Below are 17,122 nucleotides of genomic sequence, written 5' to 3' on the forward strand. Positions count from 1 at the left end.
TAGTGCAGTCATTGCTTTTCCTGTTGCAAGCCGCGCCATGACGACTGAAGGTCACCTTGTCGAGATTTTGACGGAGTATTACGTGCCCAAGGAGCGATCGTTTCTGTTTCGCGTCAGGCAGGCCCTGCCGGATCTTCATCCCGCAGAAAAGCGGATTGGAGAGTTCGTCTGCGATTTCCCCGGTGAACTGGCCAGCTATTCAGCACAGGAGCTTGCAGCGCTGGCACATGTTTCCAAGGCAACGGTAACACGTTTCATCAAGCGGCTCGGCTACGACAATTACGAAGAGGCCAGACGCCACGCACGTGCGGAAAAACAGACCGGCTCGCGGCTCTTCCTGGCAAGTGCCGCCGATATTGGCGCCGAACAATCGATCAAGGCTCATGTTGCACAGGCCGTCGCCAATCTCGAAGCCACATTTCTCGGAATTTCGGAAAGCCAGATCGATGGCGCCGTCGATGCAATGCTACATGCGCGCAAGGTCTGGGTGATCGGCTTCCGTAGCAGCAATCCCTTTGCAGCCTATCTGCAATGGCAGATCACACAGGTCATCGAAAACATTGCCGTCATTCCGGGCGCCGGGCAGACCATGGGCGAACATCTGGTCAGCGTCGCTGAAAATGATGTCGTGGTTTTCTTCGGCCTGCGTCGCAGAACCACCCAATCCGATGCGATCATCGAGCAGGTCCGACGGTCGAAGGCGCAGCTTCTTTACGTAACCGACGAGGGGGCGCCCTTCGAAACAAATGCGGCGTGGCATTTTCAGTGCCAGACGCTGGCGCCAGGGCCGCTTTTCAATCATACGGCGGTGATGGCCCTTTGCCATCTTCTCATCACCCGCTGCCTGGAAAAGGCGGGGACGGAGGGACGCACCCGCCTTCGCAGCATCGAGCTACTCAACGAGACGCTGGACGAATTGTAAAATTCGACCTCTTCAACGAAATTCCGCCGTCGCGTTGTGCATCGCACAAATTTCGGACGAATTGTAATGGATTTTGGATTTTTAGATACAGATCATCCTGGGGAATTCGGGTAAGTTTGTCCCAATTCAAGGAGAGACCCCGATGACGGACACCACATCACAGTTTGATGGGACAGAAATTGCTGCGGAAATTGCCGAGCAGCCAGCGTGGACCGCAGCGACATGGTTTGCAGTTCTTTCAATGGCAGCCACAAGTTTCGCGCTCGTATCCGCCGAGTTCCTTCCGGCGGGCCTTTTGACGCCGATGGCGCGCGATCTCGGAATTAGCGAAGGAACCGCCGGGCAAGTGGTCACGGCTACTGCTACCGTCGGCGCCGTGACTGCGCTGTTGAGCAATGTCCTTATCGGCAGACTGAACCGTAAAACCGTTTTGATCGGTCTCAGTGCGTTGGCAATCGGCTCCAATATTCTTGCGTCGGTGGCGGCCGATTTCTGGCTATTGTTATTGGGCCGGGCAGGACTTGGCATCGCGCTTAGTGGTTTCTGGGCGCTCTCGGTTGCCGTTGTGGCCAGGCTGGTCGGCGCCAATGCGACTGGGCGTGGTATGGCTATCGTCACCCTCGGCGTCTCGCTCGCCACCATCGCAGCACCTTCGATGGGTGCTTTGATCAGCGACTGGTTGGGATGGCGCGTCGCCATGTCGATGACAGCGGGGCTTGCCGCCTTGGCCATGCTATTGCAGATTCTCAGCTTGCCAACCCTGCCAGCAAGTACAAGCAACAGTCTGAGCGACGTCTTTCGGTTGACGCAGCGACGCAGCATTCAATTGGGAATGCTCGCCATCCTCCTGCTGATGACGGGACATTTCGCCGGTTCGGTGTACGTGCGTCCCTTCCTCGAACAAGTGACGGCCCTGGGGACAAATTCGATAGCCCTCGCGCTTCTCGGTTTTGGCGTTGCCTCGGTAATCGGCAATGTCGCCGGGGGTCGGATGGCTGATGCCAGTATTCGCTTTGCACTCATTGTCACCGCCGCTCTGATGGCAATTGCAGCGATCGCCCTCGTCCTTTGGGGCGCTCATAGCGGCGTCGCATTCGCCCTCGTCGCACTATGGGGCTTTGCCTTCGGAATGGCGCCTGTCGTGCTGCCGACCAACCTGTCCCGCGGCGCGCCCGATGCCCTGGAGGCGGCAGGCAGTCTGATGGTCGTTGCTTTTCAGGTAGCCATCAGTATCGGTGCGGTTTTCGGTGGCTACATCGTCGACTACTATGGTGCCACTGCACCGTTAACCCTGACGGCGCTCCTGGCTGCAACCACTGTCGCTCTTGGGCTGATGCAGCGCGATAGTTGATCGTTGCGTCTCGAACTCGGACCACGATGGCGAATGCAGAGCACCTGATCACCCGTCGTAGTGCTGGCGTCAGTCACGCCAGCACCCGAGCTTCCGGCTCAGGATCGGAGAGTGCAATCCGTCCATCCGCGAGCTCAATTTCGGTGATTAAAGTGGGTTGGGCGAATACAAGATTTTTATCTTTGAGCGGAACAACCGGCTTTTGCGGTCTTCGGTTTATCGAGAGTTTCCGAAGATACTCCGCATCGCTCGTGCTGAAGCTCCACCGAGCCAACCGACACTCAGCTATCCGCCCCTCCTGCCTGTGAGCAACAGGCTGCCCAGCTCGCCGCGGGCGGCTTCCGACCATTCGTACCCGACGATCATGAAGCTTTCGCTCTGAGCACATTTGATCTTCAGCCAGTCTCCCGACCGGCCTACCTCAATAACGCTACGGGCCACGCGTTCAGCTGAGCGAACAAACGGATGATCCTGTTCGAAGGCCGTGGCCGCTGGAACTGTCTGCTTCAGTTCTGCCGTGTCGAACCACCGTTCGTAATTGTCCTAATCGGGTTCGTCCATATCCAAGCATTTCCTTGTAAGCGAGATAAAGATGATAAAAATACTCCTGTTTAATGCTTTGGAACAGACCGGCGTTTGAAGCGCTGAAAACCTTTCCCAGGTCTGTGGTGTTCCGGGCTCATCAATGTGGTTCTTGCATGGCCCAAATCGACGACGCGATCCCTGGTGACACTGCCCCGACTTCGACTTTCGAGCGGCGGTTAATGTATGTGTTGGGCGGTCTTTACCTCGCTCAAGGGATACCGACTTATCTGCTTTTGGTAGCTCTGCCGCCGATCATGCGCGAGAGTGGGGCATCGCGCACGGCTATAGGGCTGTTTTCGTTGCTGATGCTTCCCCTCATCCTGAAATTCGCGGTCGCACCGTTTGTGGATCGATGGTCTCCTTTGCCCAAGCTCGGTCATCGCCGCGGCTGGGTGGTGCCGACCCAGCTTTTCGTCAGCGCCGGTATCGCTTCCATGGCTTTGGTGGATCCGAGCGATGCCATGGTCCTGTTTGCGATCTGCATATCGATCACGCTCGTGTCCTCCGTGCAGGATATTGCAACGGACGGTTACGCCGTAAGGTGCCTGACCGACAAGACGCGCTCCCTGGGCAATGCCGTCCAGGCGGGGGCCGTTGCGCTGGGCGTAATCGTCGGCGGTACGGCGGCACTGGTGATCTTTCATGTCGCGGGATGGCGCACGATGATACTGCTGGTAGCAGTGCTATCGTTGCTGCCCCTTTTTGCCGCCCTGGCGATGCAGCCGGAAGCACCCACGGCAGGGGAAGAGAAAAAGCGCGCCAGCCTTGGAGGTTTTTTCCGCCGCCCCAATGCCTGGCTGATCCTCGGTTTTGCGCTGACATACCGGGCAAGCGAAGGTCTCGTTCGTGGTATGGAAGGCACCTATCTGGTTGACAGCAACGTGCCGACTGACTGGATCGGTTACCTTTCAGGTGGAGCGGCGGCAACGGCGGGCCTAATCGGCGTGGCGATCGCTGCTTTCATTATCCGCAAGGTTGGCTTGACGACAACGCTTATCCTGTTGGGTGGCCTCAGAAGCCTTTGTTTCCTCGCCTTCATGCTGAATGCTTCCGGCGTCTGGCCCGGCATGTGGGTGGCTATGTCGGCCTCGGCATTCCAGACGCTGATCCGTTATATGGAGCTGGTCGCCATATATTCCTTCTTCATGAAGAACTCCTCCAATGATCAGCCAGGAACGGATTTTACCATCCTCACCTGCGCCGAGTTGATTGTCTATATGGCGGGAGCTTCCGTAGCAGGCCTGGTTGCCGACCGGATGGGCTATTCCGCGCTCTTTTCCACGGCAACGGTTCTTTCGCTTGCGGGAATGGGACTGTCCGTGTGGTTCCTTCGAAGGATCGGGCGGTGTCCGAGGGCACCTGTTACGGCAGGTGCCTGATACGGACGCGAATCCACAACAATTCCATTGGAGTTGATCTCATGGACACGTTCCCACGGCACGATAACGATTTTTACCTCAAGCGTCAGGCACGCCGTGAATCCAATGCGCGCAGTTATCCGCGGCGGTTTCCCCTTGCGCTGAAATCAGCATCCGGTTGCATTGTTACCGATGTGGAGGGACGCACCTATCTCGATTGCCTCGCGGGTGCTGGAACGCTGGCGCTCGGACACAATCATCCGGAAGTCATTTCCAGCCTTCAGGATGTGCTGGCCTCCGGCCTCCCGCTGCATACGCTCGACCTAGCGACGCCTGTCAAAGACAAATTCGTTTCCGATATCTTCGAGACACTGCCTGCTGGCCTGCGAGACGAGGCGAAGATCCAGTTCTGCTCACCGAGTGGAACGGATGCGGTGGAAGCAGCGATAAAACTTGCCAAGACCGCCACAGGGCGCACAGATATCATAGCGTTTCGTGGCGCCTATCACGGCATGTCGCAAGGATCGCTATCGCTAATGGGATCGCTCGGACCGAAGGCGGCTATCGGCCAACTGGTGCCAGGAGTGCATTTCTTTCCATACCCCTATGCCTATCGATGCCCCTTCGGACGCGGCGGCGACGAGACAGCGACGCTTGCGGCAGAATATTTCGAAAAGGCGCTACGCGATCCTGAAGGTGGGATCAATCTCCCTGCGGCGGTTATTCTTGAGGCGGTTCAGGGCGAAGGCGGCGTTATTCCGGCGCCTGTCGAATGGCTGCGCAAGATTCGCGCTGTCACCAGCGAGCTTGGCATTCCGCTGATCCTTGACGAAGTGCAGAGCGGTGTCGGTCGCACGGGAACCTTCTACGCCTTCCAGAAGGCAGGTATCGTGCCGGATATCATCGTGCTTTCCAAAGCGATTGGCGGAGGTCTGCCAATGTCGGTGATGATTTATCGCGAGGGCCTTGATCTGTGGAAACCGGGTGCGCATGCCGGCACATTCCGGGGCAACCAGCTAGCCATGGCAGCTGGATCGAAAACGCTGGAGATCATCAAGCGCGACGGGCTTGTGGAACGAGCAGCGATTGCCGGGCGAAGGCTGCGGTCCAATCTGGAACGTATCCAGAACCATACCCCCTATATCGGCGAGGTTCGCGGCGAAGGGCTGATGCTGGGTGTCGAGGTGATCGACCCGGCGCGCAATCCGGACAGCTCCGGCCATCCACCGCATGGCAGCGATACCGCTAGGGCGATCCAGAACGCGGCATTTCGTGCCGGTCTAATTCTGGAAACCGGCGGTCGCCATGGCAGCGTTCTCAGGCTTCTTCCGCCGCTGACCATTTCCGACGCAGAGATTGATCAGGCCTCCAATATTCTCTCGGATGCCTTCCTGCGCCTTGGACGCAACGCTGCATGAGCGTCGCTTTACTGTACAGCAAACAGACGGGTGTGGCGGATGACGAATTGTCCGCCGCCATCCTTGGCCCCGGGGTATCCGCACGCTCGGCTTATCGCCAGGCGATGATGACTGCAGTGGCGATGATTACCGAAAACACGACCCGGACCAAAATTCACTCCGGCGTCGATGTTGACGGCCTGCGCGGTTTTCTGGCAGGGCTGGACGTCTGCCCGGAACAGGGTACCGGTGTTTTCGCAGCACTCGAGGAGGTCGGCCTTCCGGCGGTACGGCATGCGCTGGATGTCGGCAATCCCGCAACCATGGCGCACCTTCATTGCCCGGTGGCGGTGCCAGCCCTTGCGGCGGAGGTGCTGATTTCCGCCACCAACCAATCACTCGATTCCTGGGACCAGTCACCTTTCGCGACGCTGGTGGAGGAACGGGTACTGTCATGGCTGACAGGGTTTGCCGGACTGCCGGAAACGGCGAGCGGCAGCTTCACCAGCGGCGGCAGCCAGTCCAACATGACGGCACTCTATCTCGCAGCAGAGAGACACGGGCCGGCGGCGCGGAGCCGTGGTGTCCTCTTCACTTCGGAACAGTCGCATTTCAGCATCCAAAAAAGTGCGTCTCTCCTCGGTTTTGCCAAAGATGCTGTGATAACAATTGCAACGGATGACGTGGGTCGCATGTCCGTGGCCGCCCTGCGAGCCGCAATCGCTGATGTGACAGCGCAAGGCCGGCCGCTCGTTGCTGTGGTGGCAACGGCGGGCACCACCGACCTTGGCGCTATCGATCCCCTGGCGGAAATTGCCGATCTGGCAAAGGCGAATGGGTTGTGGCTGCATGTGGATGCGGCCTATGGCGGCGGACTGCTGTTTTCGCGGCATCGCCATCGCCTGGCGGGAATAGAGCGGGCGGATTCGATCGCACTCGACTTCCACAAGATGCTGTTCCAGCCGATCAGCTGTGGCGCCCTGCTTTTGGGAAATCGCAGCCATTTCTCGCCCCTCGCAATGAAGGCGGACTATCTCAATCCGGAAGTTTCGATTTTCGGCAATGTGCCAAACTTCGTGGAGTCGTCGGTCCAGACAACCCGACGCAGTGATGCGCTGAAGGTGCTGATGACGCTGCGCTCAATCGGGCGGGAAGGGCTCGACGCACTGATCTGCAAGACACTCGATAATGCGGCTGCGGCGGCGCAAGCCGTGCGGATGCGCGATTACCTACACCTGGCGCAAGAACCGGCATTGTCGACTGTCCTGTTCCGCTATGTATCGCCGCAAGGACCTGAACAGTCTGACGAACTGACGCTTGTCATTCGGGCAGAACTGTTCCGCACCGGCATTGCTGCACTTGCAACCACCGTCCTTGACGGGCGGGTTCACTTTAAGCTGACGCTTCTCAATCCCCATTCCACACCCGACGTCATTGGCCGTGTTCTAGACGCGGTCGGAGAGATGGCGCGCGAACTGGAGAACGACTATGTACGCACGTAAAGCCGCAACCCTAGCGCTTCGATCCCTGCTCAACTGCGTGGCCCGCGAATATGTGGACCTTTGCTTGTGGGGATACGACAGCGGCAGGCAAAAACTGACGCTGAACTTTCCCGGACATGGCGGCAGTCTGAGGGTGCCGGTGCTCTATCGTTCCGCGACCGGGCATCATCTCTTTGGTGAGCCGTTGGTGCTGAGTGATGACAACGGTACCAACACGGTCAGCGCAGAGGATGCGATTGGCATCATCGTCGGGCGGATTGAGGCGACTGCATCCGAGGAAGGCCGCAATGACCTTCTGAAGCGCACCCATTCCAGCCGTTTGTTGGTGGAGGCGGCGCTTCGCACCCGCGAGAACGATCTTGTCACACTGATTGGTGAGGAGGTTTCTTTCATCGAAGCTGAGCAGGGGCTTATTGCCGGTCACGGTATCCACCCTTGCCCCAAAAGCCGTGAAGGCATGACGGAAGACGAGGGCAAACGCTACTCGCCTGAATTTGCCGCAAGCTTTCCGCTGCGCTGGTTCGCCGTAGCGCGTGGACTTTACCATACTGGCCATTCCGATGGTTCTGCCGCCGCCGAGGAGTGGCTCGACGCAGTGGACGGCGAAACATTGGCTGCCCTGCGCAACGGGGTGCCCGACGGAGACTTCGCCTTCCTGCCGGTACACCCCTGGCAGGCGGACGCCGTGCTGCAACAGCCGGATGTCGCAGCCCTGATCACCGCCGGTAAAATCGTGGATTGCGGAGAGGCAGGCAAGCCATGGTTCCCCACCTCCTCTGTGCGCACGCTTTACCGGCCGGATGCCCCGTTCATGCTGAAGTTATCGCTCGGTATCGGCATAACCAACTCGGTGCGTGTCAATCTTGCCCGTGAACTGCTGCGCGGGAATGACATGTATCGCTTCCGGGCAAGCCGTCTGTGGCAGGACCTGAAAACGGACTATCCCGGCCTGAACCTCATGCCAGACCCTGCCTATATGGGTGTTGCGGTCAACGGCAGTGTGATTGATGGTCTTTCCGTTACGATGCGCGAAAACCCGTTCCATGGCGGTGAGGTTGGTCGGAACGTGAGTCTGCTCGCCGCCCTGTGCGAGCATCTGCCTGAGCGTGGCAGCAGACTGGGTGCGTTGATCAGCAGGCGGGCGGATATTGAGGGCCGCTCGGTGGAAGCTGTCGCCGCAGATTGGTTCTCGCGTTTCCTGACGGTTTTCGTCACGCCGGTGTTTGCTCTCTACCTGCGCCACGGGATCGCAATCGAGGCACACCAACAGAACATGTTGATCGAAATTGCTGACGGTTATCCGGTTGCCGCGTTCTATCGCGATAATCAGGGTTTCTTCCACCACGAGCGCGGCCATCTGGCATTGAACGCCGCCATTCCGGGTATCGGGATCCGCAGCGAATCCGTCTTCGGCGAGGAGCCGGTGGATGAGCGCATCCTCTATTACGCTTTCATCAATTCCATTCTCGGCATGGTCGGGGCTCTGGGGCGTGAGGGTTTGATCGAGGAAGAGGCCTTGATTTCGCAGCTGCGCGCAGCACTCATCAAACTCAATGCGGAAGAAGGCGGTCAATCACGTCTGGTGGAAAAGATGCTGGCGCCCGTTCTGCAGTGCAAGGCCAACCTCAAGACGCGACTTGCGCAGATGGATGAGCTGGTCGGACCTCTGGAAACACAATCGGTCTATCTGCAAATTGACAATCCGCTGTTTCAGCATGCGCGGGCGCAGGCTCATGGATAACCTGACAATAACCGGCGCCGGTTTTGCCTATTCTCGTTACGATCCAGACATAGGCAGGACGATCAGTTTTCGGCTACTGGACAAGGGGCGCGATCTCGACCTGTTGTGGCGCTGGATGAACCAGGCCCATGTCGTACCGCAATGGAAGATGGCAAAGCCGAAAGAGCATATCGCGGCCTATATCGATACCAATCTGGCTGACCCGCATCAGGATCCATATATCGGTTTCATCGATGGCACGCCTATGAGCTACTGGGAGGCCTATTGGGCCAAGGACGATATTCTTGGTCGCCATTATCCGGCTGCTGACAAGGATCGCGGCTGGCACATGCTGGTGGGAGAGCCTTCATTTTTTGGCAAAGGCATCGCGCCTGCGGTGATCCGGGCGTTTACCCGCTTCCTTTTTCTCAATGATCCCGCCACAGAAAAGGTGGTGGGGGAACCGAGTGTCGAAGCTCGTCGCCTGCTGCGATATGCGCCGATCTGCGCCTTTGAGGAGCAGGGCGAAATCGACCTGCCGGACAAACGCGCCAAACTGATGTTCTGCCATCGACAGCGTTTCATTGAACAATTTGGACTATGACCATGACCACACTCGATCTTACCGGCATCGGTATCGGGCCATTCAATCTTGGCCTCGCTTCGCTTCTATCCTCCCACCCGGAAGTTTCGGCAAAGTTTCTGGAGCGCAAACCGAGTTTCCGCTGGCATGAGGGTCTCATTCTGCCGGGGACGACGCTGCAGGTGCCGTTTCTTGCCGACCTTGTTTCCATGGCGGATCCGACGCATCGCCTGAGCTTTCTCAACTATCTGGCGGCCCATGACCGTCTCTACAAATTCTATTTCTATGAGAATTTCCTGATCCCGCGCCAAGAATACGACGATTATTGCCGCTGGGCCTCGCAACAGCTCGATAGCTGCCGGTTTGGCGAAACCGTTTCCGACGTGCAGCACGACGTTGCTACCGACACTTTCGTAACCGAAACCCGCTCCGTGAGCGGAACGACACGCAGCTATCGCAGCCGCAATATCGCTGTAGGGATCGGAACCTCGCCCTACCTGCCGAAGTGGCCAGGTCTGCAGGCCAATGCCCCGCTTTTCCATTCGGCCGAATTTGCTAAGCGCAAGGCTGAGTTGATGAAAGCTCGTCGTGTGACGGTGATTGGATCGGGCCAGAGTGCGGCGGAATGCGTGCTGGCGCTCTTTAGCGAGTTAACACCTCAAAAGGTGGCGGCGGGAGCATCTATTCGCTGGATCACCCGTTCAGCGGGCTTCTTCCCAATGGAGTATTCCAAGCTCGGATTGGAATATTTTACGCCCGACTATATGCGCGAGTTCCACAAGCTGCCGCGCGCGACACGCCGTCAGACGGTTGCCGATCAGGGATTGCTCTACAAGGGCATCAGCTTTTCGACGATAGGGGATATCTTCGATCTGCTCTATGAGCGCTCGATCGGCGGTCGTGACCCAGGCCTGTCCCTATCACCCAACTGCGATGTCACCGATATCCAAACCATGGGTTTTGCTGGCGGTCTGAAGATCGGTCTGCGGCACAATCTTTCCGGCGAGGAAAGCACTGTCGAGGCCGATGAGATCGTCTCGGCGACCGGCTATCGCCATGCGTGGCCGCAATGGCTTGACATGCTGAAGGGGCAAATACTGGAAACCTGCGAGGGTGGCGACTTGATCGTCGACGCGGATTTCCGCGCCAGACGTCGCGACGGCGGAGCAGGAGCCATCTTCGTTCAAAATGCCGAAACCTTCCAGCATGGCGTCGGCGCGCCAGACCTTGGTCTCGGTGCTTTCCGCAATGCTGTCATAATCAATCAGTTGCTCAAAAGAGAGCACTACCGGGTCACCGCGCGATCTGCCTTCCAGGATTTCGGGATTCCGCAAGACCACGCCCCGTCCTCGAAAATTTCAGGAGATGTCTATGCCCGCGCCGTTTGAAACGCTCTATCACCCCGCCTTTGCGCCGGCCCTTTGGAAAGATACCGCCCGCCGGCTGCTGGCCAAGGTGATCGAGGAGTTTGCCTATGAACGCGTTTTTCCGGTCACGTTGGAAAAGCCGGGTCATTACCGGATCGATTTTTCAACGGTTTCCTACAGTTTCAAAGCCAAGACATACGTGTTCGATAATCTCTCGGTTGAACCCCAGACCATTGTCAGACATGCCGATGGCGTCAGCAAGCCGGTTCATGATCCGCTGGCCTTCTGCGCGGAAGTACTACCGGACCTTGGCGTCAAGCCCATGACAGTCGCGCATTTCATCCGTGAGCTTGGCAATACCCTCGTTTCGGATGCTCACATCGCCGCTCGTGCCGGCAAGACCGGTGCCGAGCTTGCCGAACTCGATGATATGCACATGGAAGGCGAGATGACCGGACATCCATGGGTCACGGTTAGCAAAGGACGTATCGGCCTCGGTTATGCGGACTATCTCGCCTATACCCCGGAAAACCGATCGGCATTGAAGATTGTCTGGATCGGGGTAAGCCGCGAGCGAGCGTCCTTCATCGGCGAAGCGGGGCTGACAAATGAACGGCTGGTGAGCGAGGCTGTCGGCGAGGTGCTTTACGCATCTTTTGTTGCCACGTTGAAATCTGCAGGCCTCTCTACGGAGACGCACGACATTATGCCGGTTCACCCGTGGCAGTGGGACCACATGATCGTGCCGCACTTTGCCGCCGATATTTCATCCGGGCATATCGTGCTTCTGGGGGAGGGCGATGACCTCTATCTACCGCAGCAGTCCGTCCGCACTTTATCGAATGTCAGCAACCCGGAAAAATCAACGCTGAAATTGTGCATGACGATTCTCAACACCGCGGTTTATCGCGGTATTCCCGGCAAGCGGGCGCTGACGGCAGCGCCGTTCACGACGTGGCTTGACGAGCTTTTGAAGAATGACGCTTTCCTCTCGAAAGATTGCGACCTCGTGCTTCTGGGAGAACGGGCGGGCATGCACTATATGCATCCACAGTTTTCGAAGGTTCCCGGCGCGCCCTACCAGTTTAATGAGATGCTTGGATGCCTGTGGCGCGATAGTCTGGGAGGCCATCTAAAGCCCGGTGAAACCGGCATGCCGCTTGCCGCTTTCATGCATGCAGGTAGCGACGGCAAGCCGGTGGTGCAGGCTCTGGCGGAAAAAGCCGGTGTCAGCGTCGAAAGCTGGCTGGCCCGTTTCTTTGATGTCGTCCTGCCTCCAGTATATCACTTTCTCGCCCGTCATGGCCTGGCCTTTTCCGCCCACGGGCAGAACGCGACCGTGATCTTGAAAGACGGTTTGCCAGTGCGGTTGGCGCTGCGCGATTTCATCGATGATGTCATCGTCTGCGACCTGAATTTCCCGGAGAGTGACAGCCTGCCGAAGGAGGTTCAGGAAGTGCTGCTACGCCTGCCGGCGGACTTCCTGATGCACTTCGTCCAGACAACGCTATTCATTTGCGTCTTCCGCTACATGTCAGTGCTGCTGGACAAGAGGTCGGGGTTGTCGGAGGCGACATTCTGGGCGCTGGCTGGAGAAAGCGTCCGACGCTATCAGGCGCGCTTCCCTGACATGGCGGAACGTTTCGCAATCTTCGATCTGTTCGGAAGTGAATATCCCCGGCTTTGCCTCAACCGCGTGCGCCTGTTCACCCATGGCTATGCTGACGATGACGAGCGTCCGGTGCCGGATTTCCAGGGTATGGTGGACAATCCCCTCGTCCGTTTCGACCGTAAGAAAGATGCGGCCTGACGAGCCGGGCGATCAGTTTAACGGTTTAACGGGTTATGATCACACGGGTTGCGCCGTCATGCGGCGCAAATCCGTGGGGCATATGCCGTAGCGACTGCGGAAGGTCCGGTTGAAATAGGACAGATCGTTGAAACCGACGCTGTAGACGATCTGGCTGATCGGGGTTGCGGCATTGTCGGCAAGTATCAGGTTTTTGGCGAGTACAAGCCGTCGCTCCAACACGTAGCGCGAAAAGGTCGTTCCCGCCCGACTGAAAAGCTTTTGGATCGCGCGCGGTGTAATCCCTTCGGCCTGTGCCACATCGGCTATGGAAAAGGAGCCGTCGGTCAGATTTTCCTCAATCATCCCCTTGATTGCTTCAAGGCGGCTTTGCGGAATAGCGGAAGGTGTAGCCTCGGCCACATATTGGGCTAGAACGGGGAGCAGAGAATAGAAATGCGCCACCATCATACTGGCGTGCTCTTTGTCCTGATGGTCCTGCCGCAGTAGATATCCCGCATAGTTGGTCAACAACTGCAACGGCAGGCATTCTGCTGAAAAGGGCCGCAATAGAATCCGGTCGATCGACTTTCGTATAAGGGTGATGGCGGCATGTGGAAGATGGGCGCAGTCGAGGCGCCCGCCTTCCGGCAGAACGATTTCCGACATCATGTCCGAGGGAAGAAGAATGACATCACGCGGCGCCATTTCAAAGGTTTGCTTGCTATGATGGACGATTAATGGGCCGTCAGTGGCCCTCAATATCACGATATCATGCGTGCCGACTCCGTGTGTGGACAGTCGAAGTGAGGTCCTTGGCAGGTAGACGGTCGCCAAGGAGAGGTCTTCATGTTTCCAGACAAGGCCGGTCACTCCTGCCAGATCACCATCTTCGACGGCAATCGTTGCTTCTCCCAGCATATCCAGAAGGATCGTACGGCAGACCAGCCTGCTTTCTGAATCGGGCAGGGAGAGGGTTCCAAGTTTCAGGGGTCGGATCACTTCCATGAAAAATCAAACCTGCCTTTTCTGTTGATGTTCGCATCTATCCAAATCGGGTTCGTCCCTATCCAAGCCCGGCCGTTTCATAGCGCATAAAACATGATAAAAATAGTCTTGTATTTTTCCCGATCGGACGACTCGGGAGATATTTTTTGCGCATTGGGGGCGACATGATCGGAAAATGGAATGTCGGCGTTAGTCTTGTGGCTATCGCCGTCGCAATCGGGGGCGGCGACAACGTCGCGCAGGCGCAGGATGCATCGCAGAACGCGCAATCAGACAGTAGTCCTACGGTGCTGGAGCCGATCGTTGTGAGCGGCAACCGTATACCCCAGCAAATCTCGCGGACAGCGCGAACGATTTATGTCGTTGATGCACAGGCCATCGAGGCCGAAGCCCGCTCCGGCAAGACGCTTCAGCAGATTCTCGCTGAGAAAGTTCCAAGTTTCGATCCCGCCAGCGAAGGTGCACGCACAGCTTATGGCCAGAACCTGCGGGGACGCACCGCCCTCATTCTCATCGACGGTGTTTCGATGAACTCGGCGCGCTCGCTCAGCCGCCAGTTTGATTCCATCGATCCGTTCAATATCGAGCGCGTCGAGGTCCTGTCCGGCGCAACGGCAATCTACGGCGGTAACGCCACAGGCGGTGTCATCAACATCATCACGAAGAAGGGCAAGGATGCGCCAGAAGGTCTGCATGGCGAAGTGACAGCTGGCCTCGGCAGCGGCTTTGGCCATACCCGCGACATTAACCGCAACGGTGCGGGTGCCGTGACCTATAACAGCGAAAACTGGGATGCGCGTTTCTCCATCGCCGGTAACCAGACAGGAGCCTTTTACGATGGCTCCGGCACGATGCTCACCCCCGATATCACCCAGACGTCCACCGCATTCAACAAGCGCGTCGATTTCATGGGAACTGTGGGCTTACAAATCGACGACGACCGGCGCCTCGAGGTGTCCGGCCAGTTTTATGATAGCGCCCAGGATTCGCCGTTTGGGCTTTATCTTGGCGCGGGGCTTGCCGGGATACGCAACTCCAACTTGGTTGAAACGCGTGATGGGTACCGATCGGATTTCGATCCCCGCACGCGCCGTACCATGGTAAACGCGACTTACACCGACAATGATTTCCTGGGGCAAGAACTGCTTCTGCAAGGCAGCTTCCGACGGGAAGAAATCCGGTTCCACCCGTTTCCCGGCAGTGCGATTTTCTCCCCCTTCGTCTATTTCGGCGGCAGCTCGCAGGATACCGATTATTACAGCCTGAAGGCGGCGATGATCTCGGAGCCATTGGACGGACTTAAGGTGACATATGGCATCGACGCCGACCGGGATTCGTTGAGCTCGAAACAGAACGTATTCGATTTCCTTACCGTTGCGACGAGCGGGGCGATGGACTTAAAGACACGCGGCATTACCGGGCTCTATCCCGATATCGATGTCTCGACCGTGGCCGGTTTCATCCAGGGATCTTATGAGGCGACAGACCGGCTGACGGTCAATGGCGGTGTGCGTTATCAATATGTCACCACCGACGTCTCCAGCTTCGCCGGCGCGGCGCAGCAGGTCGCCATTCTCAACCGGGTCGGTTCCTCTGTTGATACCATTCCCGGCGGGGACGTCAGCTATGATGCCGCTCTGTTCAACGCAGGCGTGACCTATGAGCTGGCCGACACGCAGCAGGTTTACGCCAATTTCAGCCAGGGCTTCGAGCTTCCTGATCCGGCAAAATATTATGGGATAGGGAGCTATAGGCTCGTCGGCGGCCGTTATGTCCTCTTGAACAGTGTCAATGTCGCCGACTCCGCGCTCGATGCGATCAAGACCAACTCTTTTGAAGTCGGTTATCGCTTCAATGACGATACGTACAGCTTCGAGACAGCGGCATATTACTCGCTATCGGACCGATCCATCGAGTTGAACCGTACGACCCTGGCTGTTGATGTCGTTGATCGTGAACGACGTGTCTATGGTATCGAGGCCAGCGCCAGCGTGAAACTTGATTACGGGTTTGATGTCGGCACCTCCGCTCATTGGGTGAAGTCAGAAATCAAGGCCGATGGCAGCTGGGAGAAGGAAAGCATCGGTACGGCCAGTGTTTCTAAGCTCGGCGGTTATGTCGGCTGGACGAAAGATAACTTCAACGTCAAGCTTGCCGGGCAGCATGTCTTCAGCCTCAGTGACGATGACAGCCGGAAGATTGATGATTACACCCTGTTCGATCTAACTGGCGCCTATCGCTTCGAAGCTCAGGACACGACGCTTCGCTTCGGCGTGATGAACCTGTTCGATACCGATTACACAACCATATGGGGCGCACGCGCCAACGCCCTTTACGGGGCTTTGGCAAATGAAGCCGTGTTCGACTACAAGGGACGCGGACGCACTTTCGCCGTTTCACTGACGAAAGTTTTCTGATGGATCATCAGGGCGACATGCGGCGGGGGATCGTTACTCCCGCCACACCCCGCGAGGTCGGCGGGATGAGTGGTCCTGTCGTCTATCGTGCCTTCAATCTCCATGGCCGAGGCCCGGTCGAGGTATATCGGGAGGGCCGACGGGTTCTGGTTTCCGATGCTGATGGAGCAAAGGCAGTTTTCCTTCTTTCTACGGATGACAATGGTGGACAGATTGAGGTTGGTGAGGTGTCGGCCATGGCGTCAGGCACCTGGCGTTTGGCCGCCGCAGCGTTTGAGTGTCTGTTTTCCACATCTCCCGCGCTTCGATTCCTGACGCTGTCGGGCAATGGCTGGGCAGGGCTTAAAGACGAGTTTACGGCCCAAGGGCTTTACGCGCAGGTGAGATCTACCTCTACCCCTCCTGCCGTGTGGGCGGATATGTTCTGGCAGACGCCCGGTCTCTGGACTGCACCTGTCACCGGTCTGTTCCCCCGTCACGACATCCATGACGGCAGGGTGTCGCATCCATTACGTCCTCCGAAACCGGTGGGGGCGGTTTATGCCCGTTTCATCCCCTGGCTCGGCGGCGTCCTGTCGCTTGATGTCGCGACGCTGGATGATCTGCCGGAGGTGCACAGCTGGATGAATAGTCCGCGTGTGAACGAGTTCTGGCACGAAGCGGGAGATGAAGACCGACACAGCCGTTATCTTGAGGGCATGTTCGCCGACGAGCACATCATGCCGCTCATGGGCCGTTTCGATGGTAGACCGTTTTCCTATTTCGAGGTCTATTGGGCAAAGGAAGATGTGGTTGGCAGCTTTTGCGATGCGAGCGACTACGACCGTGGTTGCCATGTAATTGTCGGTGACGAGACATGCCGTGGCCGCAACTGGTTTACCGCGTGGTTGCCTTCGCTGTTGCACTATATGTTTATTGATGATCCGCGCACCGAGCGGATCGTGCAAGAGCCAAGCAGCAACCATCATCGACAATTGCGAAATCTGCAAAAGTCCGGCTTTTCACATGTCAAAAGCGTCGATTTACCGACGAAACACGCCGCTATCATGGCAATTGGCAGGCAACGATTCTTCTCGGACCGGCTGTGGCATCCGGCCGTGTGATAGCCGTAGTTTGCCTAGCG

12 protein-coding genes and 1 pseudogene are annotated in these 17,122 nt (G+C 57.6%); 11 read left to right on the plus strand and 2 right to left on the minus strand.

Annotated features, from left to right (window positions below):
* Nucleotides 1-37: 37 nt before the first annotated feature.
* Nucleotides 38-922 (plus strand): MurR/RpiR family transcriptional regulator, encoded by an 885-nt coding sequence (locus tag RS75_RS18820; protein WP_045023609.1) that lies wholly within the window; start codon nt 38-40, stop codon nt 920-922.
* Nucleotides 923-1,064: 142 nt separating this feature from the next.
* Complete coding sequence (locus tag RS75_RS18825) at nt 1,065-2,273, plus strand: MFS transporter (RefSeq protein ID WP_045023324.1); 1,209 nt, start codon at nt 1,065-1,067, stop codon at nt 2,271-2,273.
* Between the two features lie 104 nt (nt 2,274-2,377).
* Here RS75_RS18825 and RS75_RS27115 read toward each other — a convergent pair.
* Nucleotides 2,378-2,690 (minus strand): annotated as a pseudogene (locus RS75_RS27115) (non-homologous end-joining DNA ligase); the annotation flags it as partial.
* Between the two features lie 281 nt (nt 2,691-2,971).
* On the opposite strand from RS75_RS27115, the gene RS75_RS18830 reads away from it, so the two are divergent.
* Genes RS75_RS18830 through RS75_RS18860 form a run of 7 tightly spaced genes read left to right on the plus strand, consistent with a single transcriptional unit; the run spans nt 2,972 to nt 12,595 of the window.
* On the plus strand, nt 2,972-4,237 hold the full coding sequence (locus RS75_RS18830) for a RhtX/FptX family siderophore transporter (RefSeq protein ID WP_045023325.1): 1,266 nt from the start codon (nt 2,972-2,974) through the stop codon (nt 4,235-4,237).
* A 41-nt stretch (nt 4,238-4,278) separates the two neighbouring features.
* Nucleotides 4,279-5,634, plus strand: coding sequence for a diaminobutyrate--2-oxoglutarate transaminase (rhbA, locus tag RS75_RS18835; RefSeq protein ID WP_045023326.1), 1,356 nt, complete (start codon nt 4,279-4,281; stop codon nt 5,632-5,634).
* Nucleotides 5,631-7,115, plus strand: a complete 1,485-nt coding sequence (locus RS75_RS18840) for a pyridoxal phosphate-dependent decarboxylase family protein (RefSeq protein ID WP_052679714.1) — start codon at nt 5,631-5,633, stop codon at nt 7,113-7,115. Before rhbA ends, RS75_RS18840 begins: the two co-directional genes overlap by 4 nt.
* The gene (locus RS75_RS18845; RefSeq protein WP_045023327.1) at nt 7,102-8,856 is read left to right on the plus strand and encodes an IucA/IucC family protein; all 1,755 of its coding nucleotides are present in this window, start codon (nt 7,102-7,104) and stop codon (nt 8,854-8,856) included. The genes RS75_RS18840 and RS75_RS18845 overlap by 14 nt, the downstream gene beginning before the upstream one ends.
* Nucleotides 8,849-9,439, plus strand: coding sequence for a GNAT family N-acetyltransferase (locus RS75_RS18850; protein WP_045023613.1), 591 nt, complete (start codon nt 8,849-8,851; stop codon nt 9,437-9,439). Before RS75_RS18845 ends, RS75_RS18850 begins: the two co-directional genes overlap by 8 nt.
* A gap of 2 nt (nt 9,440-9,441) precedes the next feature.
* Nucleotides 9,442-10,806, plus strand: coding sequence for a putative histamine N-monooxygenase (gene basC, locus RS75_RS18855; protein WP_234704299.1), 1,365 nt, complete (start codon nt 9,442-9,444; stop codon nt 10,804-10,806).
* Entirely contained in the window at nt 10,790-12,595 is a 1,806-nt protein-coding gene (locus RS75_RS18860; RefSeq protein ID WP_045023330.1) for an IucA/IucC family protein, read from the plus strand. Before basC ends, RS75_RS18860 begins: the two co-directional genes overlap by 17 nt.
* Before the next feature lie 39 nt (nt 12,596-12,634).
* Here RS75_RS18860 and rhrA read toward each other — a convergent pair whose 3' ends face one another.
* Nucleotides 12,635-13,582, minus strand: coding sequence for a rhizobactin biosynthesis transcriptional regulator RhrA (gene rhrA / locus RS75_RS18865; protein WP_152643158.1), 948 nt, complete (start codon nt 13,580-13,582; stop codon nt 12,635-12,637).
* A gap of 164 nt (nt 13,583-13,746) precedes the next feature.
* Between rhrA and RS75_RS18870 the strand changes: the two genes are divergently transcribed.
* Nucleotides 13,747-15,999: a TonB-dependent receptor gene (locus RS75_RS18870; protein WP_045023331.1), complete on the plus strand. Its 2,253-nt coding sequence runs from the start codon at nt 13,747-13,749 to the stop codon at nt 15,997-15,999.
* Nucleotides 15,999-17,102, plus strand: a complete 1,104-nt coding sequence (locus RS75_RS18875) for a GNAT family N-acetyltransferase (protein WP_045023332.1) — start codon at nt 15,999-16,001, stop codon at nt 17,100-17,102. The genes RS75_RS18870 and RS75_RS18875 overlap by 1 nt, the downstream gene beginning before the upstream one ends.
* The last annotated feature ends 20 nt before the right edge of the window (nt 17,103-17,122 follow it).

This window comes from Rhizobium nepotum 39/7 (assembly GCF_000949865.1).
GTDB classification, from domain to species: domain Bacteria; phylum Pseudomonadota; class Alphaproteobacteria; order Rhizobiales; family Rhizobiaceae; genus Agrobacterium; species Agrobacterium nepotum.